This is a genomic window from Corynebacterium sp. LaCa78 (genome assembly GCF_046717505.1).
Lineage (GTDB): Bacteria > Actinomycetota > Actinomycetes > Mycobacteriales > Mycobacteriaceae > Corynebacterium.
In genome coordinates this window covers 1315678-1336777 of sequence record NZ_CP177112.1, presented here as the reverse complement: position 1 = coordinate 1336777, position 21100 = coordinate 1315678, and the positions used below count along the sequence as shown (strand labels likewise).

Below are 21100 nucleotides of genomic sequence, written 5' to 3'. Positions count from 1 at the left end.
GGGGCTTAGCTTTGGGCTTCGGCGATGCTCTCGCGTGCGGCATCGGCCACCGCAGCAGAGGTAAAGCCAAACTTTTCGAAGAGCTCATCGCCGGGAGCGGAGGCCCCGTAGTGCTCTAGGGAGACGTTGCGGCCGAAAGTACCAGTGTACTTGTGCCAGGACTGAGCGAGGCCGGCCTCGACGGAAACGCGGGCCCTCACGCTGCTGGGCAGAACCGATTCGCGGTACTCTGCGTCCTGCTCGTCGAACCACTCCAGGCACGGCGCGGATACCACGCGAGCGGCCGTGCCTTCGCTTTCGAGCTGCTGGGCGGCCTCGACGGCTAGCTGTACCTCCGAGCCGGTGGCCAGCAAGATGACATCGGGCTCATCCTTGGAGCCTGCGACCAAGGTGTAGGCACCGCGGCGAACGCCATCGTGTGCCTTTTCCTTGGTGCCTTCCAAGATGGGGAGGTTCTGGCGGCTGAGCGCAAGGCCCTTCGGGGCTGCCTTGTATTCCATCGCTGCGGCCCAAGCTTGCGCGGTTTCATTGGCATCGGCAGGCCGGATGACGGACAAATTCGGAATGGCGCGCAAGGCTGACAGGGTTTCTACCGGCTGGTGGGTAGGGCCGTCTTCGCCCAAACCAATGGAATCGTGCGTCCACACGTAGTAGGTATCGGTAGACATCAGCGAGCCGAGGCGCACGGCAGGGTACTGATACTCGGAGAAGATCAGGAATGTACCGCCATATACGCGGGTATTTCCGTGGAGGGCGATGCCGTTCATGATGGCGGACATCGCGTGCTCGCGGATGCCAAAGTGAAGGTTGCGGCCATAAGGCTGTGCGGACCACTTATTGGTGGTGATGTTTTCAGGGCCGAAGGAATCCGCGCCCTTAATCACGGTGTTATTGGACCCCGCCAGGTCGGCCGATCCGCCCCACATTTCGGGCAAAGCGGCGGCCAGCGCCTGAATGGTCGCCTCAGAGGCCTTACGGGTGGCAATCGCATCCCCTGGCTCCCATGCGGGGAGCTCGGCATCGAAGTTCTCCGGCAATTCGCGGGCGCTCATGCGGTCGAAGAGCGCCTTATTTTCGGCGTTGTCCGCTGCCCACGCGTCGAACTTCTCTTGCCACTGCGCGTGCTTTTCAGCGCCACGATCGCGCAGCTTGCGGGTGTGGGCCAAGACCTCATCATCAATGTGGAAGGTCTTTTCTGGGTCGAAGCCGAGGACTTCCTTGGTGGCGGCAACTTCGTCATCGCCAAGCGCGGCGCCGTGGACGCCGCCGGTGTTCATCTTGGTCGGGGCAGGGTAGCCAATGACTGTCTTCACGCGGATGAAGGAGGGGCGCTCTGTTTCCTGCTGTGCATTGCGCACTGCCTCTTCAATGGCAACGACGTCCTCGCCGGACTCAACGGTCTGGACGTGCCAGCCGTATGCCTCATAGCGCGCAGCGACGTCCTCATTGAAGGCGATATTGGTGTCATCCTCGATGGAAATGCGGTTGTCATCCCAGAAGACAATCAGGTTGCCCAGCTTCTGGGTACCAGCCAAAGACGATGCCTCAGCGGTTACGCCTTCCTGCAGGTCGCCGTCGGAGGCAATGGTGTAGACGTAATGATCGAAGGGGGATTGGCCGACTGGTGCCTCAGGATCGAAGAGGCCGCGCTCTTTGCGGGCGGCCATCGCCATACCTACCGAAGATGCCAGACCCTGGCCGAGTGGGCCGGTGGTGATCTCCACGCCATCGGTGTGGTGCACCTCAGGGTGGCCAGGGGTAAGGGAGCCCCAGGTGCGGAGCTGCTCGAGATCTTTCATCTCCAAACCGAATCCACCCAAGAAGAGCTGGATGTAAAGGGTCAGGGAAGAGTGGCCGACAGACAATACGAAGCGGTCGCGGCCTGCCCAATTCACGTCATTGGGGTCGTGATTGATAACGCGCTGGTAGAGCGTATAGGCGAGGGGAGCCAGCGACATCGCCGTGCCCGGGTGTCCGGAGCCGCAGTTTTGGACGGCATCGGCAGCAAGCACGCGCACAGTGTCGACCGCGCGAGTATCAGTGTCTGTCCAGTCGTCCGGATAACGGCGCTCGACCATAGCTTGCAGGTCTGGGGACAAATTATCTTTCGACACGGTATAAGGCCTCGCTTAAATCTAGGCGTTAATTACTGAACTCCACACAGTCTAGTTACTTTTTTGACGGCGGTGCGGAATTATTGAAAGCCGCGGGGAACCGGTAAGCTGGCATGGCTAAGCGGTGTACGGCACAGCATTAGTTACTCTCTGCATTTCCGCTGCATTGATACGATCCATGTGTAGCGCATTTTAAATGTAAGCCATAGTGTGAATTAATTCTCCGGAACTTTTGTGCCGGGGTGTGCGACCACTACACCGTGGGCATACCGCACTGTGTAGCGTGTGTGCTGTAGATCAACGTCTGTTCAGATAGTGGAGGAATTCCTTGGAGACCATCAAGGCCTATTTTGCGCTAACGAAGCCGAGGATTATTGAACTCCTCCTCGTGGCCGCAATTCCGGCGATGCTCCAAGCACAACGGGGCGTTGAGGCGGTTTCTGAAAATATCTGGCTCATCATTTCCACCATTTTCGGCGGATGGATGGGCGCTGCGGCCGCCCATACCTTTAATAACGTGGTCGATTATGAAATTGACCAGAAGATGCAACGCACCCGCGCGCGGCCGCTAGTGCGCGCCACGATTTCGAAGCGGAATGCGGCGATTTTCGCCTGGATCATGCTCGTGGTTTCGGTGCTTTGGCTGGGAATCCTGGCCAATTCTTGGTTGGCGGCGTTCTTCGTCATTCTGACGAACTTTTTCTACGTCTTCGTCTACACCAAGTTTTTGAAGATGCGCAATGCCCAAAACATCGTGTGGGGCGGTTTAGCGGGGTGCATGCCGGCCATGGTGGGCTGGGCAGTCATCCGCGATAACGCGCCAGCAGGCGAGCCCGACCGCTGGTGGCAGGCAATAGTCCTATTCCTTATTATCTTTTTCTGGACCCCGCCACACACTTGGGCCTTGGCCATGAAATACAAGGAAGATTACCGCAAGGCTGGGGTGCCGATGCTGCCGGTAGTGGCAACGGAACAAGAGGTAACCCGCCAGATTGTGTGGTATTCCGTCGGCACGGTCATCGTCACGCTGCTTATCGTTCCCGCGGCATCGTGGATTTACCTCATCGCCGCCGTAACTTCTGGCGCGGTCTTCTTATGGCTAGCCATCCGCCTGCACCAAGGCGTAAAGAAAGGCGCAAAGGTAAAACCCATGCGCCTGTTTATCTATTCAAATAACTACCTATCGGTACTCTTTATTGGCCTGTCCATCGATGCCGTCTTGGGCTGGGAGCCAATCGGCCGGATGCTTGGTTGGTCCGCCACCCTGTTTTAGATCCCAGTAGCATGCTGAAGCGCGAGCCTTCGTGGCTCGCGCTTCTTTCTGCATTAGTCCTGCTTTACCCGCAGAACAATAGAACCGGTGGTGCTGCGCGATTGTAGATCGCGGTGGGCCTGCTCTGCTTCCTTCAAGGGATAGGAGGCCGATACGTTGAACTTGAGGTCTCCGTCCATGACGGCCTGGACGACTGCTTGCGCGCGCATCTGGAATTCGCCCTCTTGCGCCGTCCACGCGCCGAGCGAAGGCCGGGTCAAGAAGATGGAGCCATGCTTATTGAGCAGCTGGGGATCGATGGGCTCAACCGGGCCAGAAGCGGCGCCAAAGAGTGCGACGGTGCCGCGCGGGCGAACGGCCTCGAGCGATTCGAAGAAGGTGGATTGCCCCACGCCGTCATAGACCACATCGACGCCGCGGCCGCCATTAAACCGGCGAACCTGCTCGCCCAGACAATCGTTGTAGCGGAAGACGTGGTCGGCGCCGCACTTGTACGAGATCTCTTCCTTTTCATCGGTGGAGACGACCGTGTAGACCGTAGCGCCCAAAGAGGAAGCCATTTGGGTCAACAGCTGGCCCACGCCGCCCGCACCAGCGGTGATGAGACACGTGGCGCCTTCGCCAAGCTCATACACGCCGTGGGAAAGGAAGTGGGCGGTCATGCCCTGTAGCAGCATGGAGGCAGCGATCTCGGTGGGGAAATCATCCGGTACGGCGACAAGGCCATTCCGGGGGACGCAGACCTGCTCGGCATAGGAACCAAAGGCGTGGTGCCATGCCACCAAGGTGCCTTCCGCAATTTCCCCCTTGGGATCGTGGACAACGCGCCCCGTTCCCTCAAAGCCAGGGATAAAGGGCGTCTGGGCGTTATAGATACCCTCGCGGTAGTAGGTGTCGATATAGTTCACGCCCGCTACGGTGACATCGACTAAGACCTCGTCCTCAGCGGGCGTGGGCGCAGGAACCTCGGCGTAGCGCAGGACTTCCGGCCCGCCCGTTTCTGTGATCTGGATAGCATGCATAAGGCCATGCTATCCCACAAAGCCCAGAAGCTGCAGAAAAATGGTGCTGCCTAAATCCTAAACGGCGGCGCGTTCCTCATTTAATGATTGCTGGCGAACGGCGTATTTATCGTCGCCGGCGGGAGAGCCTGAGATGAGGTCCGGCGTGCCGCCGACGCGGTGGCGCCCGTGTGCCCAGAGCAGGGCGGTAAAGCCGGTGACCACGGCGGACATACCGATGTGGAAGGGGACCGTCCACCGCGGCACGCCCAGGTAGAACTGCAAGACGCCGACGGCCCACTGGATGAGGATGCAGACGATAAGGACCCACCCGGTCTTCTTGGTCTCCTGCGGGGTGCGGTGCTTGTACAGCAGGAAGACGGTGATGGCGGTAAAGATGAGGTAAACGTACATGCACATCGCGTGGGCGATGGCCATGGATTCGGTATCCACATCCAAGCGGCCGTCCATTCCCACGCCGGAGTCGCCGGAGTGGACGCCGGAACCGGTCACCATCGTCCCGGTGATCAGGACGATGGAGAGGGCGATGGTCGCGATGACGGCGAGGATGCGAATAGCTTGTGGGAACCGCGGCTGTGCGGTGCCATCATCGGGTTCTTTGATGCGGGCGTACAACATGCAGGCAAGCCACACCAGCACCATGGAGGGCAGGAAGTGAAGCGCCACGGACCACCAGCGCAGATCTAGGTGCACGGAGATGCCGCCGATGACGGCCTGCAGGACGATGCCGGCCACGTTAAGCCATGCATAGACCCTGAGCTCAGGGCGGCGGCAGGCCATATACATGGCGATGACTGCCGCGCCGGCGGCGGCGGAATCAACAAAGGTGAGCAGGCGGTTACCAAATTCAATGATCTGGTGGATTGCCGGGGCTGCGCCTTCGACCGGCACCAAGGAACCAGGCTGGCATTGGGGCCAGGTGGGGCAGCCAAGGCCGGAACCGGTGACGCGGACGATGGAACCAGATACGGTGATGCCGCCTTGGCAGAAGATCAGGATCAGCGCGATAAGTCGCTGTTGCTCCACGGTAGGGACGGCTTCTTTAAAAAAGCGTTTAGTTCTGGTCCAGTAATTCACAAGGTGCATCTTACTAGGGGGTGTGTAGCGAGCCGAAACCTTTGGCTCTATTTCGCGGGGAACTGGGTATAACTCACATTTAGCCGTCGAAGCGGAACCAACGAACGGCCGCATACGACGCCACTGCCAGCCACGCGGTCAAGGAAATGAGCTCGATGCCGGGGAAGGTGGAATTGGAGGCATCGGCAAGCGCGCCCGCTAGCGCCACCGTAGGAACGATATTGAGCAGGCCATTATCGCCCAAGCCCTGGGAATACAGGGCCCAGCCGACGATCGCCAGAAGGATAAACCAAATGAGGTTAGCCAGCGCGAGTACGGCCTCAGAGCTAAGGGTCCCGCCAAGCACCAAACCCATAGCGGTAAAGGCGGCGACGCCGAAAATGAGCGAGACGATCATGAGCAGAATGCCGGGCGCACTGATGCGCAGGCCCAAGGCAAAGGCCGTGGCACCGAGCACGAGAATCTGGAATACCACCATCGTCAACACGCCGATGATTTTGCCGCCGATAATCGCCCATGCCGGTACGCCGGAGGCGCCGGTGCGCTTTAAGGCCCCGTAGCGGCGGTCAAAGGCCAGGGAAATGGCTTGTCCGGTAAAGCCAGCCGATGTCGCCGCCACCGCAAGCACCATGGGAAAAACCTCGTGCAGACCATGGCCGGTGGTGGATTCCAAGTGTGCGGTCCCAATCAGGATGGCGAGCGGGATAATGATGCTGAGCAATTGTTGCTCGCCGTGGCGCAGCATGAGCTTGGCTTCCATGCCGCCTTGGGCAAGGATGATGGCGCCTGCACTCGCTCGTTTGGGTGCCGGGCGGAAGGTGCCGGGGGAAAACGTTGCGCTCATATTCGGGGCCTATTCCTTGAGAATTTAAAGTGGTGGTTGTAGGTACTGGTGATTCTAGGATGAAGACAGGACACAGGGCTTCATCAACTGCGCAAGTGCCTGCCTGTGAGATCGAGGAATACTTCCTCGAGGTTCCGGTGGTGGGATTCCAGGCTTCGCAAAAGCACGCCTTGCCGGGCGAGATCGGCGGCGAGGGCGGAAATCAGTTCCGGCGAACTGGGCTGGCTCACCCTGTAGTGCAGCGGCCGCGAGGCGGTCGTGGGGATCCCAATTCGCTGCAAGGCGTCCAAGTCAACTGCGGAGTTGGCGCTAAAACTAAAACCGGCGCCCTCGCCCTGGGAGGTAAGTTCTGCCGGGGTTCCCTGCGCCACGAGCGCGCCGTGATCCATGATGGCGATATGATCTGCCAGCGATTCAGCCTCATCCATCAGGTGGGTGGTTAATATAACGGTGGCCCCGTCGCGCTTGAGGGCGCGGATGAGATCCCATACGGCGAGCCGGGATTGGGCGTCCATGCCCGCGGTGGGTTCATCGAGGAAAACCAGCTCTGGCCTGCCGATGACCGCGAGTGCGAGCGATAGCCGCTGTTGTTGCCCGCCGGAAAGGCGCCGGTAGGACGTGCGCGCAACGCCTTGCAAGCCGAGGGTCTCGAGCAACCACTGCGGTGACAGTGGATTGGCGTTATAGCGAGCAGTCAATTCCAACATCTCTAGAACGCGGATGCCTGAGTAGGATCCGCCGCCTTGTAGCATGATCCCCACTTTTTCGCGCACCTTATCTGGTGCGGTGCTGGGGTTAAAGCCCAATACCTTAATGGAACCTGCGGTGGGGTGTATAAAGCCTTCAGACATTTCGATGGTGGTGGATTTGCCAGCACCATTGGGCCCCAGCAGGCAGAATATTTCGCCATGTGCAACGCTCAGGCTGAGCCCATTGACGGCTGCCGTGGGGCCAAATTTCTTTACCACACCATCCAAGGACAGGGCGGGGCTATCGGCTGGAATTACATTCACGGGTGCCTAGTTTAAGACACGGATTCCATTTCGGCGCATAGCAACCCACCACACTCCGGTCACTACGGCGAATGTGCAGGCAGCGGCGATATAAATGGAAAGCACCGTTCCCGCAGGTAGGCCTAAGCCACGCGGCAGGACGAAAAAGCTCATCGCACCGGTATAGGCAACGACGCTAAACCGGAAGATGTGCCGGTTCGCCCACGCCGCCAACGGCAAAACGGCCCACAGGATGTACCAGGGGTGGACCACCGGGAAGAAAATGACGAGTACCAGGGTAGAAATTCCCAAGCCGCCGACGGGGTGGATATATCCGCGCAGGGTGGCATACAGCATGCGGGCCATAAAAGCGACTGCGACCAAGACACCGAAACTGCGGGTGATGGTCAATATGGCGTCTGTATGGTCCCCAAGCCCTAAAAACATCCCGAGGAAACCCGCACCCACTCCCACAGCCGTAGATAGGGAAAGCCAAGAGCGAATCGTGGCGGCGCCGCCTTGCCCGGTAATCCACCCGAGGTTAATGCCTGTGATGAGACTGATGAGCGCAATGGTGGCTATGAGCACCGCAGTCTGCACGGCGATGGCCGTGAATAAGGCCTGCCAGCGCGGCACGCGTGTCTCCACATGTAGGTGGCGGGCATACGCCATGCCGATAAATCCGAGCCCAATAAAGCCGGTGACCTTGACCATTCCGGCGCTGGATAGGAAAATTCCCGAGGCTATCAGCGTTAAGTAGGCCCCTCTTTTATCCTGCCCCAGCTTATCGATGCCCCTTAATCCAAGCTCCATGCCCAGCAACGACAATCCAAGCATGATGGATTCATTATGAATACCGCCGACGAGGTGAAGGACGGTCAGCGGGTTCAAGATGCCGAGCCATAGTGCGGAGGCGGGGGAGACGCGGCATCGCTGAGCAAGCTGTGTGATGGCCCAGCCGGCCACGATGATTCCTACGATGGAAAGTAGGCGGTGGGCAATGACGCCTAAGACAATGGAATTTCCGGTGACGATGCTGACTATGGCCGCCAGCCCCAGGGCAACAGGTCCATACGGTGACGGTGAATTTGCCCAGATAAACGGCACGGAACGCGCGAGCTCGTTGCCAGCGCCCAAGAGCTGCACAGGGCCGGCGGAATAGGGATCCATCCCTTGGGCCACGATGGAGCCATTGGCCAAATAAGAATAGATGTCTTGGGTAAATAAGGGTGCGGTGAAAATGAGGGGGATAACCCACCCAGCCCACGTGATCCACAGCTGGCGTGGGGAGACCAGCCGGCGGGAGCGATCGCTGGCGGGCTCGCCGGGTCGCGCCTGGCGCAGCGGGGTGCCCACGAAGGGGGCGAGGAAAATCCAGGCCGTAACTAAAAGCCCCACGCCCACCATGACGAGCGCAGACGAGGTCTGGAGCATACGCGACATGAGGGAGCCAAAGGGCACATTGTCATAAGGATTGCCCACTACAGGCAGCGCGCCTGCTCCCAAAGCGCCAAAGGCAATGAGGAGGGATCCGACGGTTCCGGCCCACCGCAGGATGAAAAAGGTGCGCTTTTGGGAGACCGTGGTGTGCTGCAGTTCCTCTGGCGCCTGGGCGATGAAATCGTAGCGAGTATCCCCGGCTTGCGCGCCGGTGCCTTCGGCATGCAGCTGCGCGGAACGAGAACCTGCGGTGCCCAAGCGTGGCAATTCCGCCTTTACGCTCTCGAGCACTCCCCGTAGTTTCCCTTTCATGGCTTAAGACCTTACGCGAGGACCGTGGGGTGGGAAATTCACCCCCGCCGCCACGCCCGGTGACTGCAATGGTGGCATTCCGGAATGAATTAAGGAACACTAGTGTTGTCTAATGATGAAAGCGCAGTTATGGCGCTTGCGTAGCGACGGCAATTCCGGCGCGACGGAGCACGGTGGCTGCAGGCAACTGACCTAAGGAAGGGAGGTTTTAGGGCATGGGTAACTCACAGCGCGCGGCAGCGGCGCATGTGGCGGTGAAAGAATCGCGGTCCACGGATGGTGATACCCGCCGCCAGGTACTGCTGCTATTGCTTAAAGATGGCCCTGTAACCGCCTCTTACCTGGGTGAGCGCCTTGGTCTTTCGACCGCCGGGATCCGCCGGCATTTAGACATTCTGGTGGAAGAAGAACTAACGGAAGTTGTCGAGCGCCGTCCAGTTTCTCGTTCGCGGATGCACTCCGGAGCGGGTCGTGGGCGACCGGCAAAGCACTTCCGCCTGACGGATCGTGGGCGTGCGCAATTTGGCCACGCCTATGATGAATTAGCTTCTGAAGCGTTGACCGCGCTGCGCTCTGCGGGCGGTTCAGAGGCTGTAAAGAACTTCGCTAAGGCTCGGTTTGAGCGCATCATCGCCGATGTGCGTCCCTTCGTGGACGCGGAAGAATCGGTCGAGGAAGTAGCGCGCAAACTGGCTGAAACCCTGGATAAGCACGGGTACGCCGCAACCGTGGACCGCGCTGGCCAGGGAGTGCAAATCTGTCAACACCACTGCCCGGTTGCCCATGTGGCGGCGGAGCATCCCGAACTGTGCGAGGCAGAGCAGGAAGTCTTTTCCGCCCTCTTAGGCAAACACGTACAACCTTTGGCGTCTATCGCAGATGGCCACGGAATTTGTACCACGAATATCCCCTTGACACCTGTCAAAACTAATACTGAAAGGAGCGAGTCATGACCCAAGCACAATCGGCACCTGACAATAAGATGACCGATGATGAGATCATCGATTCCATTGGTGCGTATGAGTACGGCTGGCACGACTCGGACTCGGCCGGCGCTTCTGCCGCCCGTGGCCTGAACGAGGACGTTGTCCGCGATATTTCCGCAAAGAAGGGCGAGCCCGAGTGGATGCTGAACCAGCGTCTCAAGGCTCTGAATATCTTTGATAAGAAGCCTATTCCCTCTTGGGGCGCAGATCTCTCCGGCATCGACTTTGACCAGATCAAGTACTACGTCAAGTCCACCGAAGAGCAGGCGCAGACCTGGGACGACCTCCCGGATGATATTAAGGCCACCTACGATAAGCTGGGCATCCCTGAGGCGGAAAAGCAGCGCTTGGTTGCCGGCGTGGCCGCACAGTACGAGTCTGAGGTTGTCTACCACCAGATTCGCGAGGACCTGGAAAGCCAGGGCGTTATCTTCGTCGATACTGATACCGCGCTGCGCGATTACCCGGAGCTTTTTAAGGAACACTTCGGCACCGTTATTCCTGCCGGTGACAATAAGTTCTCCGCGCTCAACTCCGCAGTGTGGTCCGGTGGCTCCTTCATTTACGTGCCGAAAGGCGTGCACGTTGATATCCCGCTGCAGGCCTACTTCCGTATTAATACCGAGAACATGGGCCAGTTCGAGCGCACCCTCATCATCGTGGATGAGGATGCCTACGTTCACTACGTGGAAGGCTGCACTGCGCCCATCTACAAGTCTGACTCCCTGCACTCCGCGGTAGTTGAGATCATCGTGAAGAAGGGCGGCCGCTGCCGCTATACGACGATTCAGAACTGGTCCAGCAACGTCTACAACCTGGTGACCAAGCGTACCAAGGTGGAAGAAGGCGGCACCATGGAATGGGTCGATGGCAACATCGGCTCCAAGGTCACCATGAAGTACCCGGCCGTGTGGATGACCGGACCGCACGCTAAGGGCGAGGTACTTTCCGTCGCCTTCGCTGGCGAGGGACAGTTCCAGGACACCGGTGCGAAGATGACGCACATGGCGCCCTACACCTCCTCCAATATCGTCTCCAAGTCCGTTGCCCGCGCCGGCGGCCGCGCTGCTTACCGCGGCTTGGTGCAGGTCAACCAGAATGCGCACCACTCCACGTCCAACGTGGAATGCGATGCCTTGCTCGTGGACAATATCTCGCGTTCGGACACATACCCGTATAACGACATCCGCAACGAGTACGTCACGTTGGGCCACGAGGCAACCGTTTCACAGGTTTCTGAAGAGCAGCTGTTCTACCTCATGTCCCGCGGCATTGCGGAAGAAGAAGCAATGGCAATGATCGTGCGTGGCTTCGTTGAGCCGATTGCTAAGGAGCTGCCGATGGAGTACGCCCTCGAGCTCAACCGCCTCATCGAACTGCAAATGGAAGGATCGGTCGGCTAAAGAAATGGTCGCTTCGAACGAATTCAATCCGGATAAGATCACCAAGGGTGACGTCTTTACCTCTACCAACGTGGAGGATTTCCCGGTACCGCACGGCCGCGATGAGGTCTGGCGCTTTGTTTCCCTGCGCAAGCTGCGGGGCCTGCACAACGGGGAGTTTGCTCAAGCGGTTGCCCAGGACGTCAAGGTAAGCGAGCACCCAGGCGTTTCTGCGGAGACTGTAGACCGTGACGATGAGCGTCTTGGCCGCGTGGGCAAGCCTTCTGACCGCGTGGCCGCCCAGGCATGGACCTCCATGCCCGAGGGTCAAGTGGTAGCCATTGACCCTGAGGTGCAGGTGGAAGATCCCATCACCATTACCTATACGGGCAAGGGCGAGGACGTGACCTCTTTCGGTGCCACCTCCATCGAGGTCGGTCACCATGCAGAAGCCACCGTTGTGCTGAAGTACGTTGGTTCCGGCACCCACGCGGATAACGTGGAGTTCATCCTTGGCGATGGCGCACACCTGACCGTCATCGTGGACGTCGACTGGGAAAACGATGCTGTCCACTTGTCTAACCAGGTAGCACAGGTGGGGCGCGATGCCGTGCTGCGCCATAACTGCGCCATCTTCGGCGGCGAGGTCGTGCGCATTGTCCCGCGCGTGAACTTCACCGCTCCCGGCGGCGACGCTGAGTTGCTGGGCGTGTACTTCGCCGATTCTGGTCAGTACTTCGAAAACCGCATGCTCGTGGATCACTCGGTTCCGAATTGCCGCTCCAATGTCCTGTACAAAGGCGCATTGCAGGGTGAGAAGAAAAACGAGGCTCGTACCTGCTGGGTAGGAGACGTGCTTATCCGCTCCAACGCACAGGGCACCGATACCTATGAGACGAATAATAACCTCATCCTTACGGACGGTGCGCGCGCTGACGCTATCCCGAACCTGGAGATTGAGACCGGTGAAATCACCGGCGCCGGCCACGCCGCAACGGTTGGACGCTTTGACGATATTGAGCTGTTCTACCTGATGTCGCGCGGCATTCCGGAGGCAGAGGCTCGTCGCCTCATCATTCGTGGCTTCTTCAATGAGGTCATCCACCGCATCCCGGTGCAATCCCTGTCCGAGGAACTGGAAAACCGCATTTCCGAAGAACTGGAAAAGATCTCCGCTTAACGCACTTACAGAAGGAAACCCACACACTATGTCTACTCTGGAAATTAAGAATCTCCACGCCCAGGTTCTGCCGAACGAAGAAAACGGCGAGCCCAAGGAAATCCTCAAGGGCGTCAACCTCACCATTAACTCCGGCGAGATCCACGCCATCATGGGTCCTAACGGCTCCGGCAAGTCCACCTTGTCCTACACCATTGCTGGTCACCCGAAGTACGAGGTCACCGAGGGCGAGGTGCTTCTCGATGGCGAAAACCTCCTCGACATGCCCGTCGACGAGCGCGCTCGCGCCGGCCTATTTTTGGCCATGCAGTACCCAACCGAGGTGCCGGGCGTAAAGGTATCGCAGTTCATGCGCTCCGCCGTGACCTCCATCCGCGGCGAGGCCCCCAAGCTGCGCGAGTGGAATAAGGAACTTACTGAGGCTCGCGAGAACCTGAAGATTGATAAGTCCTTCATCTCCCGCTCCGTCAACGAGGGCTTTTCCGGTGGCGAGAAGAAGCGCCACGAGGTCATGCAGCTGGACATCCTAAAGCCCAAGTTCGCGGTCATGGATGAGACCGACTCCGGCTTGGACGTTGACGCGCTGCGCATCGTTTCTGATGGCATCAACCGCTACCAGGATGACACCAATGGCGGCATCTTGATGATTACCCACTACAAGCGCATCCTGAACTACGTGCAGCCGGATTTCGTGCACGTATTCGCTAACGGCCAGGTTGTGAAGACCGGCGGGGCCGAGCTGGCAGACCAGCTTGAGTCTGACGGCTACGACCAGTTCCTGCAGTAAAGACCAGCCCAGTGCTGGTTCATCCTCGATGAATCGAAGAAGTTTTATGTCTGGATTTGATGTAAACGCAATTAGGGAGCAGTTCCCAATCCTGCAGCGCACCGTGCGCGGCGATAAGCCGCTGGTGTACTTGGATTCGGGGGCTACCTCCCAGCGCCCGTTGCCGGTGTGGAAGGCAGAGGAGGAGTTCGTTCTCCATACCAACGCCCCCGTCCACCGCGGCTCTTACCAGTTGGCTGAAGAGGCGGATAACGCTTATGAGTCGGCCCGGCAGGCCATCGCGGCCTTCGTTGGTGCGGACCGCGATGAGATTGCCTTTACCAAAAACGCCACCGAGGCGCTCAATGAGGTTGCCTATACGCTTTCCGATGAGCGCGCGGGCGAGCTGTACGTAGGAGAAGGCGATACCGTCGTCATCACGGAGCTTGAGCACCACGCCAACCTCGTGCCTTGGCAACAGCTCTGTGAGCGCACCGGTGCCACCTTGAAGTGGTACTCGTTGACTGACGATGGCCGCATCGACTTGGATTCGCTCGAGCTTGATGAATCCGTCAAGGTTGTTGCGTTTACTCATCAGTCCAATGTGACTGGCGCTGTATCCGATGTCGAGGAAATGGTGCGCCGTGCCCGTGCGGTCGATGCCATGGTGGTGCTCGATGCCTGCCAGTCCGTCCCGCACATGCCGGTAGATTTCCATGCCTTGGATGTGGATTTCGCCGCATTCTCGGGCCACAAGATGTGTGGCCCGAATGGCGTGGGCGTGCTCTACGGCAAGGACGAATTGCTGCGCAAGCTTCCCCCGTTCCTCACGGGTGGCTCCATGATCGAGGTAGTGAAGATGGAAGGAACCACCTTCGCGGAACCGCCCACGCGATTTGAGGCGGGAACGCAGATGACCAGCCAGGTCGTCGGCCTCGGCGCCGCGGTGAAGTTCCTCGAGGAGGTGGGGATGGATAATATCCATGCCCACGAGCAAAAGCTCACCGCTTATGCCTTGGAACAGCTTCGTGAGATTCCGGGCCTGCGCATCATCGGCCCAGAAACGGCCGAGAACCGCGGCGCGGCCATCTCCTTTACCGTGGAGGGCGTGCACCCGCACGATCTGGGTCAGGTTCTGGATGACCAAGGCGTTTCCATTCGAGTAGGCCACCACTGCGCGTGGCCGCTGCACCGCGCCTGCGGTGCGCAATCGACCGCGCGCGCTAGCTTTTACCTGTACAACACGGAAGCCGAAGTAGATAAGCTGGTAGAAGCCATTAAGGCCGCCCGCGATTTCTTTGGAGTTGCCTAATGAATCTAGATTCGATGTACCAAGACGTGATCTTGGATCACTATAAAAATCCGCAACACGCGGGGTTGCGCGAGCCGTTCCAGGCAGAGGTTCACCACGTGAACCCCTCGTGCGGCGATGAGCTCACGTTGCGCGTCAACCTTTCCGCGGACGGCAAGACCGTTGAAGATGTGTCCTACGACGCCGAAGGTTGTTCCATCTCGCAGGCATCGACGTCCGTCATGGCGGAAGAGATCGTCGGCTTGCCCTTGGAGGAAGCCAATAAAAAGCTTGCCGAGTTTGAAAAGATGGTCACCTCCCGTGGCCAGGACGAGGGCGATGAGGACATCATCGGCGATGGTGTTGCCTTTGCAGGTGTTTCTCAATACCCGGCACGAGTTAAATGCGCGCTGCTAGGGTGGAAGGCTTTTCAGGCCGCCACCGCAGATGCGCTCAATGAAGTGGAGAAGTAAATGACCGATCCCGTAGATCCTTACCAGAACGAGAATTCGTCCTTCAGCGCAGGCGGTGAGCGGCCAGAGCAGACGGAAGAACAGCTGTCGAAGGCCTTTGACATCACCGAGTTCATGCGCGATGTCATCGACCCGGAGCTCGGCATCAACGTCGTTGACTTGGGCTTGGTCTATGACCTGTGGCTGGAAGAAAAGGACGGCAAAGAGCTTGCCATGATCAACATGACGTTGACCTCGCCGGCCTGCCCTTTGACCGACGTCATTGCGGAACAGGTTGAGGACATTGTTACCGGCAAGAAGCTTGCCGATGGCGTGCGTATCAACTGGGTCTGGATGCCACCGTGGGGCCCACACATGATTTCCGAAGAAGGCCGTGAGCAGCTCCAAGCTCTGGGCTTTGCGGTTTAATCACCACGGAATGTCTAAAAGGCGGCGGTAGTTTTACCGCCGCCTTTTTTGCGCGAATTAGTGCCTTGGCCTTTGGTTGCTAGACTGGCTTGTCGTGATTGTGACCAATGATTTTGAGGTACGCGTAGGCGCCCGCACGCTTCTCGATGCCCCCGGACAGCACCTCCGCGTCCAGCCCGGCGACCGCATCGGGCTAGTGGGCCGCAATGGTGCGGGAAAGACCACGACCATGCGCATCCTGGCAGGCGAGACCGAGCCTTATGGCGGTACTGTCTCTCGTTTGGGCCCGATTGGTTACCTTCCGCAGGATTCGCGCGAAGGCAATATCGAGCAAACCGCGCGCGAGCGCGTGCTTTCTGCCCGCGGGCTGGATGATATTAAGCGGCGGATGGCCAAGCAACAAGAGCTGATGGAAACGGCCACGGATGAGAAGTTCCGCGATAAGGCCATCCGTAAATACTCCCGGTTGGAAGAGCAATTCGACTCCTTGGGCGGCTATGAGGCTGATTCCGAGTGCGCCCAAATCTGCGATAACCTAGGCTTGCCTCAGCGCGTTTTGGATCAAAAACTCAAGACGCTATCGGGTGGCCAACGCCGCCGCGTGGAGCTGGCACAGATCCTTTTTGCAGCCAGCGAAGGCTCGGGTAAATCCCAGACCACGTTGCTCCTCGATGAGCCGACCAACCACCTAGATGCGGATTCCATCGTCTGGCTCCGCCAGTTCCTGTCCAAGCATGAGGGCGGACTGGTCATGATTTCCCACGACGTCGAGTTGCTCGAGGCCGTGTGTAATAAGGTCTGGTTCCTCGACGCGGTGCGCGGCGAGGCGGATGTCTACAACATGGGTTATAAGAAGTATCTCGATGCCCGTGCTACAGATGAGGCACGCCGGCGCCGCGAGCGCGCGAATGCCGAAAAGAAGGCCTCCGCGCTGCAAAAGCAGGCCGCCAAATTGGGTGCTAAGGCCACCAAGGCATCTGCGGCGAAGCAGATGCTGAACCGCGCCGAGCGCATGATGAATGACCTCGATGAGGTGCGCGTTGCGGATAAGGTAGCCAATATTAAATTCCCCGAGCCCGCCCCGTGCGGCAAGACGCCCATGAACGCCAAAGGCTTGACCAAGATGTACGGTTCGTTGGAGGTGTTCGCGGGTGTGGACCTGGCCATCGATAAGGGCTCCAGGGTCGTTGTCCTGGGGTATAACGGTGCCGGTAAGACGACCTTGCTCAAGCTCTTGGCGGGGGAGGAGCGCACCGATGGTGAGGGTGGCATCGTCAGTGGCCACGGATTGCGCATTGGCTACTTTGCGCAGGAGCACGACAGTATCCACCCGGATAAGAGCGTATGGGAAAACACCATTGAGGCCTGCCCCAATGCGGACCAGCAAGAGCTGCGCGGGCTGCTGGGAGCGTTTATGTTTTCCGGCGATAAACTGCAACAGCCTGCCGGAACTCTGTCTGGCGGTGAGAAAACCCGCCTGTCCCTGGCTACGTTGGTCTCCAGCCGCGCGAACGTGCTGCTTCTCGATGAGCCGACCAACAACCTCGACCCCATCTCTCGCGAGCAGGTGCTCGACGCGCTTAATACCTACACGGGCGCGGTGGTCTTGGTTACCCACGATCCGGGCGCGGTGAAGGCGCTCGACCCTGAGCGGGTGATCATCATGCCAGATGGCGATGAAGACCTGTGGTCCGATGAGTACATGGAAATCGTCGAGCTGGCTTAAGCCTGATGAAAACGCTGATCGAGAGGATGCCCGCCTGGCGGGATAAGTTTTGGGTCATTCCCGCGGTTGCAGTGGCGGTGGCCGTCGTGGCGGCCGAAGGCATGCTCGCACTCGATCGCAACTTCGACCTGGCGCTCTCTCGGCTCTATGACGGTAGCGCGGAAAGCGCCCAAGGCCTGCTCACCGCCGTGGCCACCGCCACGCTGTCCCTGGCCGGAACCCTGTTCTTTATCACCCTGACCGCGCTTTCCGGAGTGGTGACGGTGATGGGGCCGCGCCTATTGCACGAATTTTTGAAGGACCGCTCCATCCAGTCCACGCTGGGGATCTACCTGGCGACCTTTACCTATTCGCTGCTCTCTCTGCGTGCCGTGCGCGCCGGTGGTGAAGGCAAGCAAGAACACGTTCCCTCGCTGAATGTCGCAGTCGACATTGCCTTGGCGCTAATTTGCGTGGTCTTTTTGATTTATTTCATCGTCCAAATCGCGCAGTCCATCAGCATGTCTCACGTGGTGCACGTGGTGGCCCAAGACGTGGAAGAGCACATGCGGCGCCTCATTGAGCGTGGCGAGGAAGAGAAGGTCTCCAAGGCACCAGGTTCGGATTTCTATGAATCCGCTGACGCAACCCGCAGCTCTCAAACGGGCTACCTGAAATTCGTGGACTACGAGTCCATTGCCCAAGCGGCGGCCGAAGAAGATTGCGCGGTTCACTTAGGTGTGGCCCCCGGCGATCTCGTGCTTGAAGGAGAGGTCATCGCCCACGGCGTGCCGCACATGCCGGAAAACATTGAAAAGCACATCGTGGTCACGCAGCACCGTGAGGATGCCTCCGCGCACGACCCGCGGTTTACGGCCCGGCACCTCGCGGAGATTGCCGCCCGCGCTTTAAGCACCGGCGTCAATGACCCTTATACGGTCATCGACATCATTGACCGCTTCACGCAAATCTTGGTGGTCATTGGGGACAAGCGCTTGCCGCAAGGGATCATGCATATCGATGGCGAGTTCCGCTTGGACTATCAAACCTTTAGCTACGAACAGATCATTGAGGCGATGTTCACCCAAATCCGCCGCGATGCGGCCGATAACGCCGAAATCTACCTCAGCCTGCTCAACAACCTAGCCAAGGCGGTCGCGCTGCTGCGCACCGTGGAGCGCCGCAATGTCCTAGATGAAGCAGCGGAGGCCATCTACTCCGATGCCGGCCGCCAGGTCGGCGGCGAGGTGGAATTGCGCCAGTTAGAAGATTCTTTTCAGCACTTCAAAGCAAACCTCGCCCGGTGGGAAGAATCCGAGAAGCCGGGCGAAGAGAATGAAGACTCCGAGTCCTAAGAGGAGCTTGGCGCGCTTGTCCTAGGCGCGCTTCCCCCTAGGCGTGGAGTACTCGACACCTAGTTGCGGAAACCGTGTACCGGTGCAGGGATGAAGCCGCCGCGGTTGATGAACTGCGAATTGCCCACCTGATTGACCGGGATGATCGGTGCATAGCCCAAAAGCCCACCGAAGCTGACCTCGTCGCCCACCTTGGCACCAGGTACCGGAATGACGCGCACGGCGGTGGTCTTATGGTTCATCACGCCGATTGCGGCTTCATCCGCAATCATGCCGGAAATCGTGGCCGCAGAGGTATCGCCGGGGAGTGCGATCATGTCAAAGCCTACCGAGCAGATGGCGGTCATGGCCTCCAACTTGTCCATGGAAATGGAGCCGGACTTTACGGCATCGATCATGCCCCTGTCCTCAGAGACGGGGATGAAAGAACCGGACAAGCCGCCCACGCGCGAGCATGCCATCATGCCGCCCTTCTTGACGGCATCGTTAAGCAGCGCCAATGCCGCCGTCGTGCCGTGCGTGCCCACCTGATCGAGGCCCATGTGCTCGAGGATGTGCGCCACGGAGTCGCCGAGTTCTGCCGTGGGGGCCAAGGAGAGGTCAATGATGCCGAAGGGAACGCCGAGGCGCTCGGAGGCCATATTGCCCACGAGCTGCCCGGCGCGGGTGATCTTGAAGGCTGCCTTCTTCACTTCCTCAGCCACCTGATCCAGGCTTGCGCCTTCCAAGGAGCCGAGGGCGCGGTCCACCACGCCGGGGCCGGAGACGCCAACGGAGACGACGCAGTCAGGCTCCTCGATGCCGTGGAAGGCACCGGCCATAAACGGGTTATCGCCCACGGAGTTGGCAAAGACGACGAGCTTGGCGCAGGCGATTGCGGAATCATCCTTGGTCAGCTCAGCGGCTTCCTTGATGACCTCGCCCATTTGCTTCGTCGCATCCATGTTGATGCCGGCGCGGGAGCTGGCGATATTGACCGAGGAGCACACTACGTCTGTCTCGGCCAAGGCTTCGGGGATGGAGGAAATGAGTTTTTGCTCTGCGCTCGTCGCGCCCTTTTCTACCAGCGCAGAGTAGCCGCCGACGAAGTTAACGCCCACCTCCTTCGCGGCCTTATCCAGCGCCTGCGCGGCATCGACGGGGTTGCCGTCCAAGCCTGCTACAACGAGGGAAATGGGGGTGACGGAGATGCGCTTGTTGACGATCGGGATGCCGAGCTCACCTTCGATGCCCTCGCATACCTCAACCAAGCGGCCTGCTTGCTGCGTTACGCGGTCATAGATGGCCTGGCAGGTTGCCTCCATGGTCGAGCGCGTACATCCCAGCAGGGAAATGCCCATCGTCACGGTACGGATATCGAGACGATAGTTTTCGATCATCTCGATGGTGTCCAAGATATTGGTGGTATTAAAACGCGTGCTCATGTTAAATCTCGTTCATGGCGGTAAAGAGGTCTTCGGACTGAATGCGGATGGATTGCTGCTTTTCCTCCGCAACCGGGCGCATCCGCTCCTTGATGGTCTGGATGGATACGGCATCCGCATCGAATTCGACGCGGAGGATCATGGTGAAGTAGTCACCCATCAAGGTCTGCGAGACGTCAACGACGTTGATGTCCAGTTCAGCAAGGGTCGTGGTCACTGCGGCAATGATTCCGGTGCTATCGGCACCGGTAACGGTCATAATGGCATACATAGTCAGTATTCTATCTGGTTCGGTGTGTAACGCTCGCACCGCGGTCGCGGCATGTTCTGGCACCGCTGAAAAGAACCGCTGCAGCATAAAAATCGCGCTGTTACCATTGGGCGCTATGGCTGATACTAAGAAAAAGGTTTTGTACATCGGTGGACACGGCAAGGTTGGCCTGCTGGCGGCTCCAAAATTAGCGGAAGCTGGCCACGAGGTTCACTCGCTTATCCGTAACCCAGAGCAAAAGGCCGATATCGAGCAGGCCAACGCTACGCCGGTTATTGCAGATATTACCGAGCAGTCCGTTGACCAATGGGCCGAACTATTCGCAGATTATGACGCAGTTGTATGGGGTGCCGGAAACGGCGGCCGTGGCGGCGCGGAACTGACGTGGGCCGTCGACCGCGACGGTGCTTTGGCCGCCATCGAGGCCCTAGAAAAGCTGGGCAAAGACGTTCCTCAGTTCGTCATGATTTCTTATGTCGGCTCCCAGGTTGCGACGACCGATCCAGCCGATGAAAAGTGGTACGCCTACGTGGAATCCAAGAAGGAAGTGGACAACCGCTTAGCCGATAGCTCTATCCCGCACATCATCCTGAAGCCCGCTGGCCTGACGGAGGAGCCTGCGCAGGGGCTGGAATTTGTTGAGGACAAGATGCTGCAAGAAGGTCAGACCTCGTCTCGTGACCTGGTGGCAGACGTCATCGTAGAGGTACTGGGCCGCGAGGAGCTTCCGGGCTCTCCAGTCGTATTCGTTGACGGCGACAAGCCAGTAAGCTCCATTAATTAAT

Annotated in this window: 19 protein-coding genes; 11 read left to right on the top strand and 8 right to left on the bottom strand. The window is 58.9% G+C overall.

Annotation, left to right across the window (positions count from 1 at the left end):
- Positions 1 to 5: 5 nt before the first annotated feature.
- Positions 6 to 2078 carry a transketolase gene (tkt, locus tag ACLI1O_RS06445; protein ID WP_239268305.1) on the bottom strand — a complete coding sequence of 691 codons (2073 nt, stop codon included), beginning with the start codon at positions 2076 to 2078 and terminating at the stop codon, positions 6 to 8.
- A 364-nt stretch (positions 2079 to 2442) separates the two neighbouring features.
- Between tkt and ACLI1O_RS06440 the strand changes: the two genes are divergently transcribed.
- Positions 2443 to 3387, top strand: a complete 945-nt coding sequence (locus ACLI1O_RS06440; RefSeq protein ID WP_239268188.1) for a heme o synthase — start codon at positions 2443 to 2445, stop codon at positions 3385 to 3387.
- A gap of 53 nt (positions 3388 to 3440) precedes the next feature.
- On the opposite strand, the gene ACLI1O_RS06435 is transcribed toward ACLI1O_RS06440, so the two are convergent.
- The 5 genes from ACLI1O_RS06435 to mptB all read right to left on the bottom strand — a co-directional run bounded on the left by ACLI1O_RS06435 (position 3441) and on the right by mptB (position 9074).
- On the bottom strand, positions 3441 to 4409 hold the full coding sequence (locus tag ACLI1O_RS06435) for a quinone oxidoreductase family protein (RefSeq protein ID WP_239268186.1): 969 nt from the start codon (positions 4407 to 4409) through the stop codon (positions 3441 to 3443).
- A 57-nt stretch (positions 4410 to 4466) separates the two neighbouring features.
- Positions 4467 to 5495, bottom strand: a complete 1029-nt coding sequence (locus ACLI1O_RS06430; protein ID WP_239268184.1) for a COX15/CtaA family protein — start codon at positions 5493 to 5495, stop codon at positions 4467 to 4469.
- Between the two features lie 70 nt (positions 5496 to 5565).
- Positions 5566 to 6330, bottom strand: coding sequence for an ABC transporter permease (locus ACLI1O_RS06425; protein WP_239268182.1), 765 nt, complete (start codon positions 6328 to 6330; stop codon positions 5566 to 5568).
- A gap of 83 nt (positions 6331 to 6413) precedes the next feature.
- A complete protein-coding gene (locus ACLI1O_RS06420) occupies positions 6414 to 7343 on the bottom strand; it encodes an ABC transporter ATP-binding protein (protein ID WP_411706776.1) in 930 nt (309 codons plus the stop codon).
- 6 nt (positions 7344 to 7349) lie between these two features.
- Complete coding sequence (mptB, locus tag ACLI1O_RS06415; protein WP_239268178.1) at positions 7350 to 9074, bottom strand: polyprenol phosphomannose-dependent alpha 1,6 mannosyltransferase MptB; 1725 nt, start codon at positions 9072 to 9074, stop codon at positions 7350 to 7352.
- Positions 9075 to 9289: 215 nt separating this feature from the next.
- Here mptB and ACLI1O_RS06410 point away from each other — a divergent pair, with 215 nt between their 5' ends.
- The 9 genes from ACLI1O_RS06410 to ACLI1O_RS06370 all read left to right on the top strand — a co-directional run bounded on the left by ACLI1O_RS06410 (position 9290) and on the right by ACLI1O_RS06370 (position 18620).
- Positions 9290 to 10027 carry a helix-turn-helix transcriptional regulator gene (locus tag ACLI1O_RS06410; RefSeq protein WP_239268176.1) on the top strand — a complete coding sequence of 246 codons (738 nt, stop codon included), beginning with the start codon at positions 9290 to 9292 and terminating at the stop codon, positions 10025 to 10027.
- The gene (gene sufB, locus ACLI1O_RS06405; RefSeq protein WP_005283048.1) at positions 10024 to 11463 is read left to right on the top strand and encodes a Fe-S cluster assembly protein SufB; all 1440 of its coding nucleotides are present in this window, start codon (positions 10024 to 10026) and stop codon (positions 11461 to 11463) included. The genes ACLI1O_RS06410 and sufB overlap by 4 nt, the downstream gene beginning before the upstream one ends.
- A 4-nt stretch (positions 11464 to 11467) precedes the next feature.
- On the top strand, positions 11468 to 12622 hold the full coding sequence (gene sufD / locus ACLI1O_RS06400) for a Fe-S cluster assembly protein SufD (protein ID WP_239268174.1): 1155 nt from the start codon (positions 11468 to 11470) through the stop codon (positions 12620 to 12622).
- A 28-nt stretch (positions 12623 to 12650) separates the two neighbouring features.
- On the top strand, positions 12651 to 13409 hold the full coding sequence (gene sufC / locus ACLI1O_RS06395; RefSeq protein ID WP_005279139.1) for a Fe-S cluster assembly ATPase SufC: 759 nt from the start codon (positions 12651 to 12653) through the stop codon (positions 13407 to 13409).
- A gap of 46 nt (positions 13410 to 13455) precedes the next feature.
- Complete coding sequence (locus ACLI1O_RS06390; RefSeq protein WP_239268172.1) at positions 13456 to 14700, top strand: cysteine desulfurase; 1245 nt, start codon at positions 13456 to 13458, stop codon at positions 14698 to 14700.
- Positions 14700 to 15152, top strand: a complete 453-nt coding sequence (gene sufU / locus ACLI1O_RS06385; RefSeq protein ID WP_005279143.1) for a Fe-S cluster assembly sulfur transfer protein SufU — start codon at positions 14700 to 14702, stop codon at positions 15150 to 15152. Before ACLI1O_RS06390 ends, sufU begins: the two co-directional genes overlap by 1 nt.
- Positions 15153 to 15560, top strand: coding sequence for a metal-sulfur cluster assembly factor (locus tag ACLI1O_RS06380; protein WP_239268170.1), 408 nt, complete (start codon positions 15153 to 15155; stop codon positions 15558 to 15560). It begins immediately after the preceding gene.
- 94 nt (positions 15561 to 15654) lie between these two features.
- Positions 15655 to 17286, top strand: coding sequence for an ABC-F family ATP-binding cassette domain-containing protein (locus ACLI1O_RS06375; RefSeq protein WP_239268168.1), 1632 nt, complete (start codon positions 15655 to 15657; stop codon positions 17284 to 17286).
- A 5-nt stretch (positions 17287 to 17291) separates the two neighbouring features.
- Complete coding sequence (locus ACLI1O_RS06370; protein ID WP_411706775.1) at positions 17292 to 18620, top strand: DUF2254 domain-containing protein; 1329 nt, start codon at positions 17292 to 17294, stop codon at positions 18618 to 18620.
- Between the two features lie 59 nt (positions 18621 to 18679).
- Here the strand turns inward: ACLI1O_RS06370 and ACLI1O_RS06365 are convergent, their stop codons facing one another.
- Positions 18680 to 20044, bottom strand: a complete 1365-nt coding sequence (locus ACLI1O_RS06365; protein ID WP_239268164.1) for a PFL family protein — start codon at positions 20042 to 20044, stop codon at positions 18680 to 18682.
- 1 nt (position 20045) lies between these two features.
- On the bottom strand, positions 20046 to 20315 hold the full coding sequence (locus ACLI1O_RS06360; RefSeq protein ID WP_239268162.1) for an ACT domain-containing protein: 270 nt from the start codon (positions 20313 to 20315) through the stop codon (positions 20046 to 20048).
- Between the two features lie 115 nt (positions 20316 to 20430).
- Here ACLI1O_RS06360 and ACLI1O_RS06355 point away from each other — a divergent pair, with 115 nt between their 5' ends.
- Positions 20431 to 21099, top strand: a complete 669-nt coding sequence (locus ACLI1O_RS06355) for an NAD(P)H-binding protein (protein ID WP_239268160.1) — start codon at positions 20431 to 20433, stop codon at positions 21097 to 21099.
- Position 21100: the final 1 nt, after the last annotated feature.

Bases quoted from the DNA above. Each gene is read 5' to 3' on its own strand.
- ACLI1O_RS06370 (WP_411706775.1), top strand. From the start codon at position 17,292: ATGAAAACGCTGATCGAGAGGATGCCCGCCTGGCGGGATAAGTTTTGG.
- ACLI1O_RS06435 (WP_239268186.1), bottom strand. From the start codon at position 4,409: ATGCATGCTATCCAGATCACAGAAACGGGCGGGCCGGAAGTCCTGCGC.
- ACLI1O_RS06425 (WP_239268182.1), bottom strand. From the start codon at position 6,330: ATGAGCGCAACGTTTTCCCCCGGCACCTTCCGCCCGGCACCCAAACGA.
- sufC (WP_005279139.1), top strand. From the start codon at position 12,651: ATGTCTACTCTGGAAATTAAGAATCTCCACGCCCAGGTTCTGCCGAAC.
- sufD (WP_239268174.1), top strand. From the start codon at position 11,468: ATGGTCGCTTCGAACGAATTCAATCCGGATAAGATCACCAAGGGTGAC.
- ACLI1O_RS06390 (WP_239268172.1), top strand. From the start codon at position 13,456: ATGTCTGGATTTGATGTAAACGCAATTAGGGAGCAGTTCCCAATCCTG.
- ACLI1O_RS06360 (WP_239268162.1), bottom strand. From the start codon at position 20,315: ATGTATGCCATTATGACCGTTACCGGTGCCGATAGCACCGGAATCATT.
- mptB (WP_239268178.1), bottom strand. From the start codon at position 9,074: ATGAAAGGGAAACTACGGGGAGTGCTCGAGAGCGTAAAGGCGGAATTG.
- tkt (WP_239268305.1), bottom strand. From the start codon at position 2,078: ATGGTCGAGCGCCGTTATCCGGACGACTGGACAGACACTGATACTCGC.
- ACLI1O_RS06430 (WP_239268184.1), bottom strand. From the start codon at position 5,495: ATGCACCTTGTGAATTACTGGACCAGAACTAAACGCTTTTTTAAAGAA.
- sufB (WP_005283048.1), top strand. From the start codon at position 10,024: ATGACCCAAGCACAATCGGCACCTGACAATAAGATGACCGATGATGAG.
- sufU (WP_005279143.1), top strand. From the start codon at position 14,700: ATGAATCTAGATTCGATGTACCAAGACGTGATCTTGGATCACTATAAA.
- ACLI1O_RS06380 (WP_239268170.1), top strand. From the start codon at position 15,153: ATGACCGATCCCGTAGATCCTTACCAGAACGAGAATTCGTCCTTCAGC.
- ACLI1O_RS06365 (WP_239268164.1), bottom strand. From the start codon at position 20,044: ATGAGCACGCGTTTTAATACCACCAATATCTTGGACACCATCGAGATG.
- ACLI1O_RS06410 (WP_239268176.1), top strand. From the start codon at position 9,290: ATGGGTAACTCACAGCGCGCGGCAGCGGCGCATGTGGCGGTGAAAGAA.
- ACLI1O_RS06355 (WP_239268160.1), top strand. From the start codon at position 20,431: ATGGCTGATACTAAGAAAAAGGTTTTGTACATCGGTGGACACGGCAAG.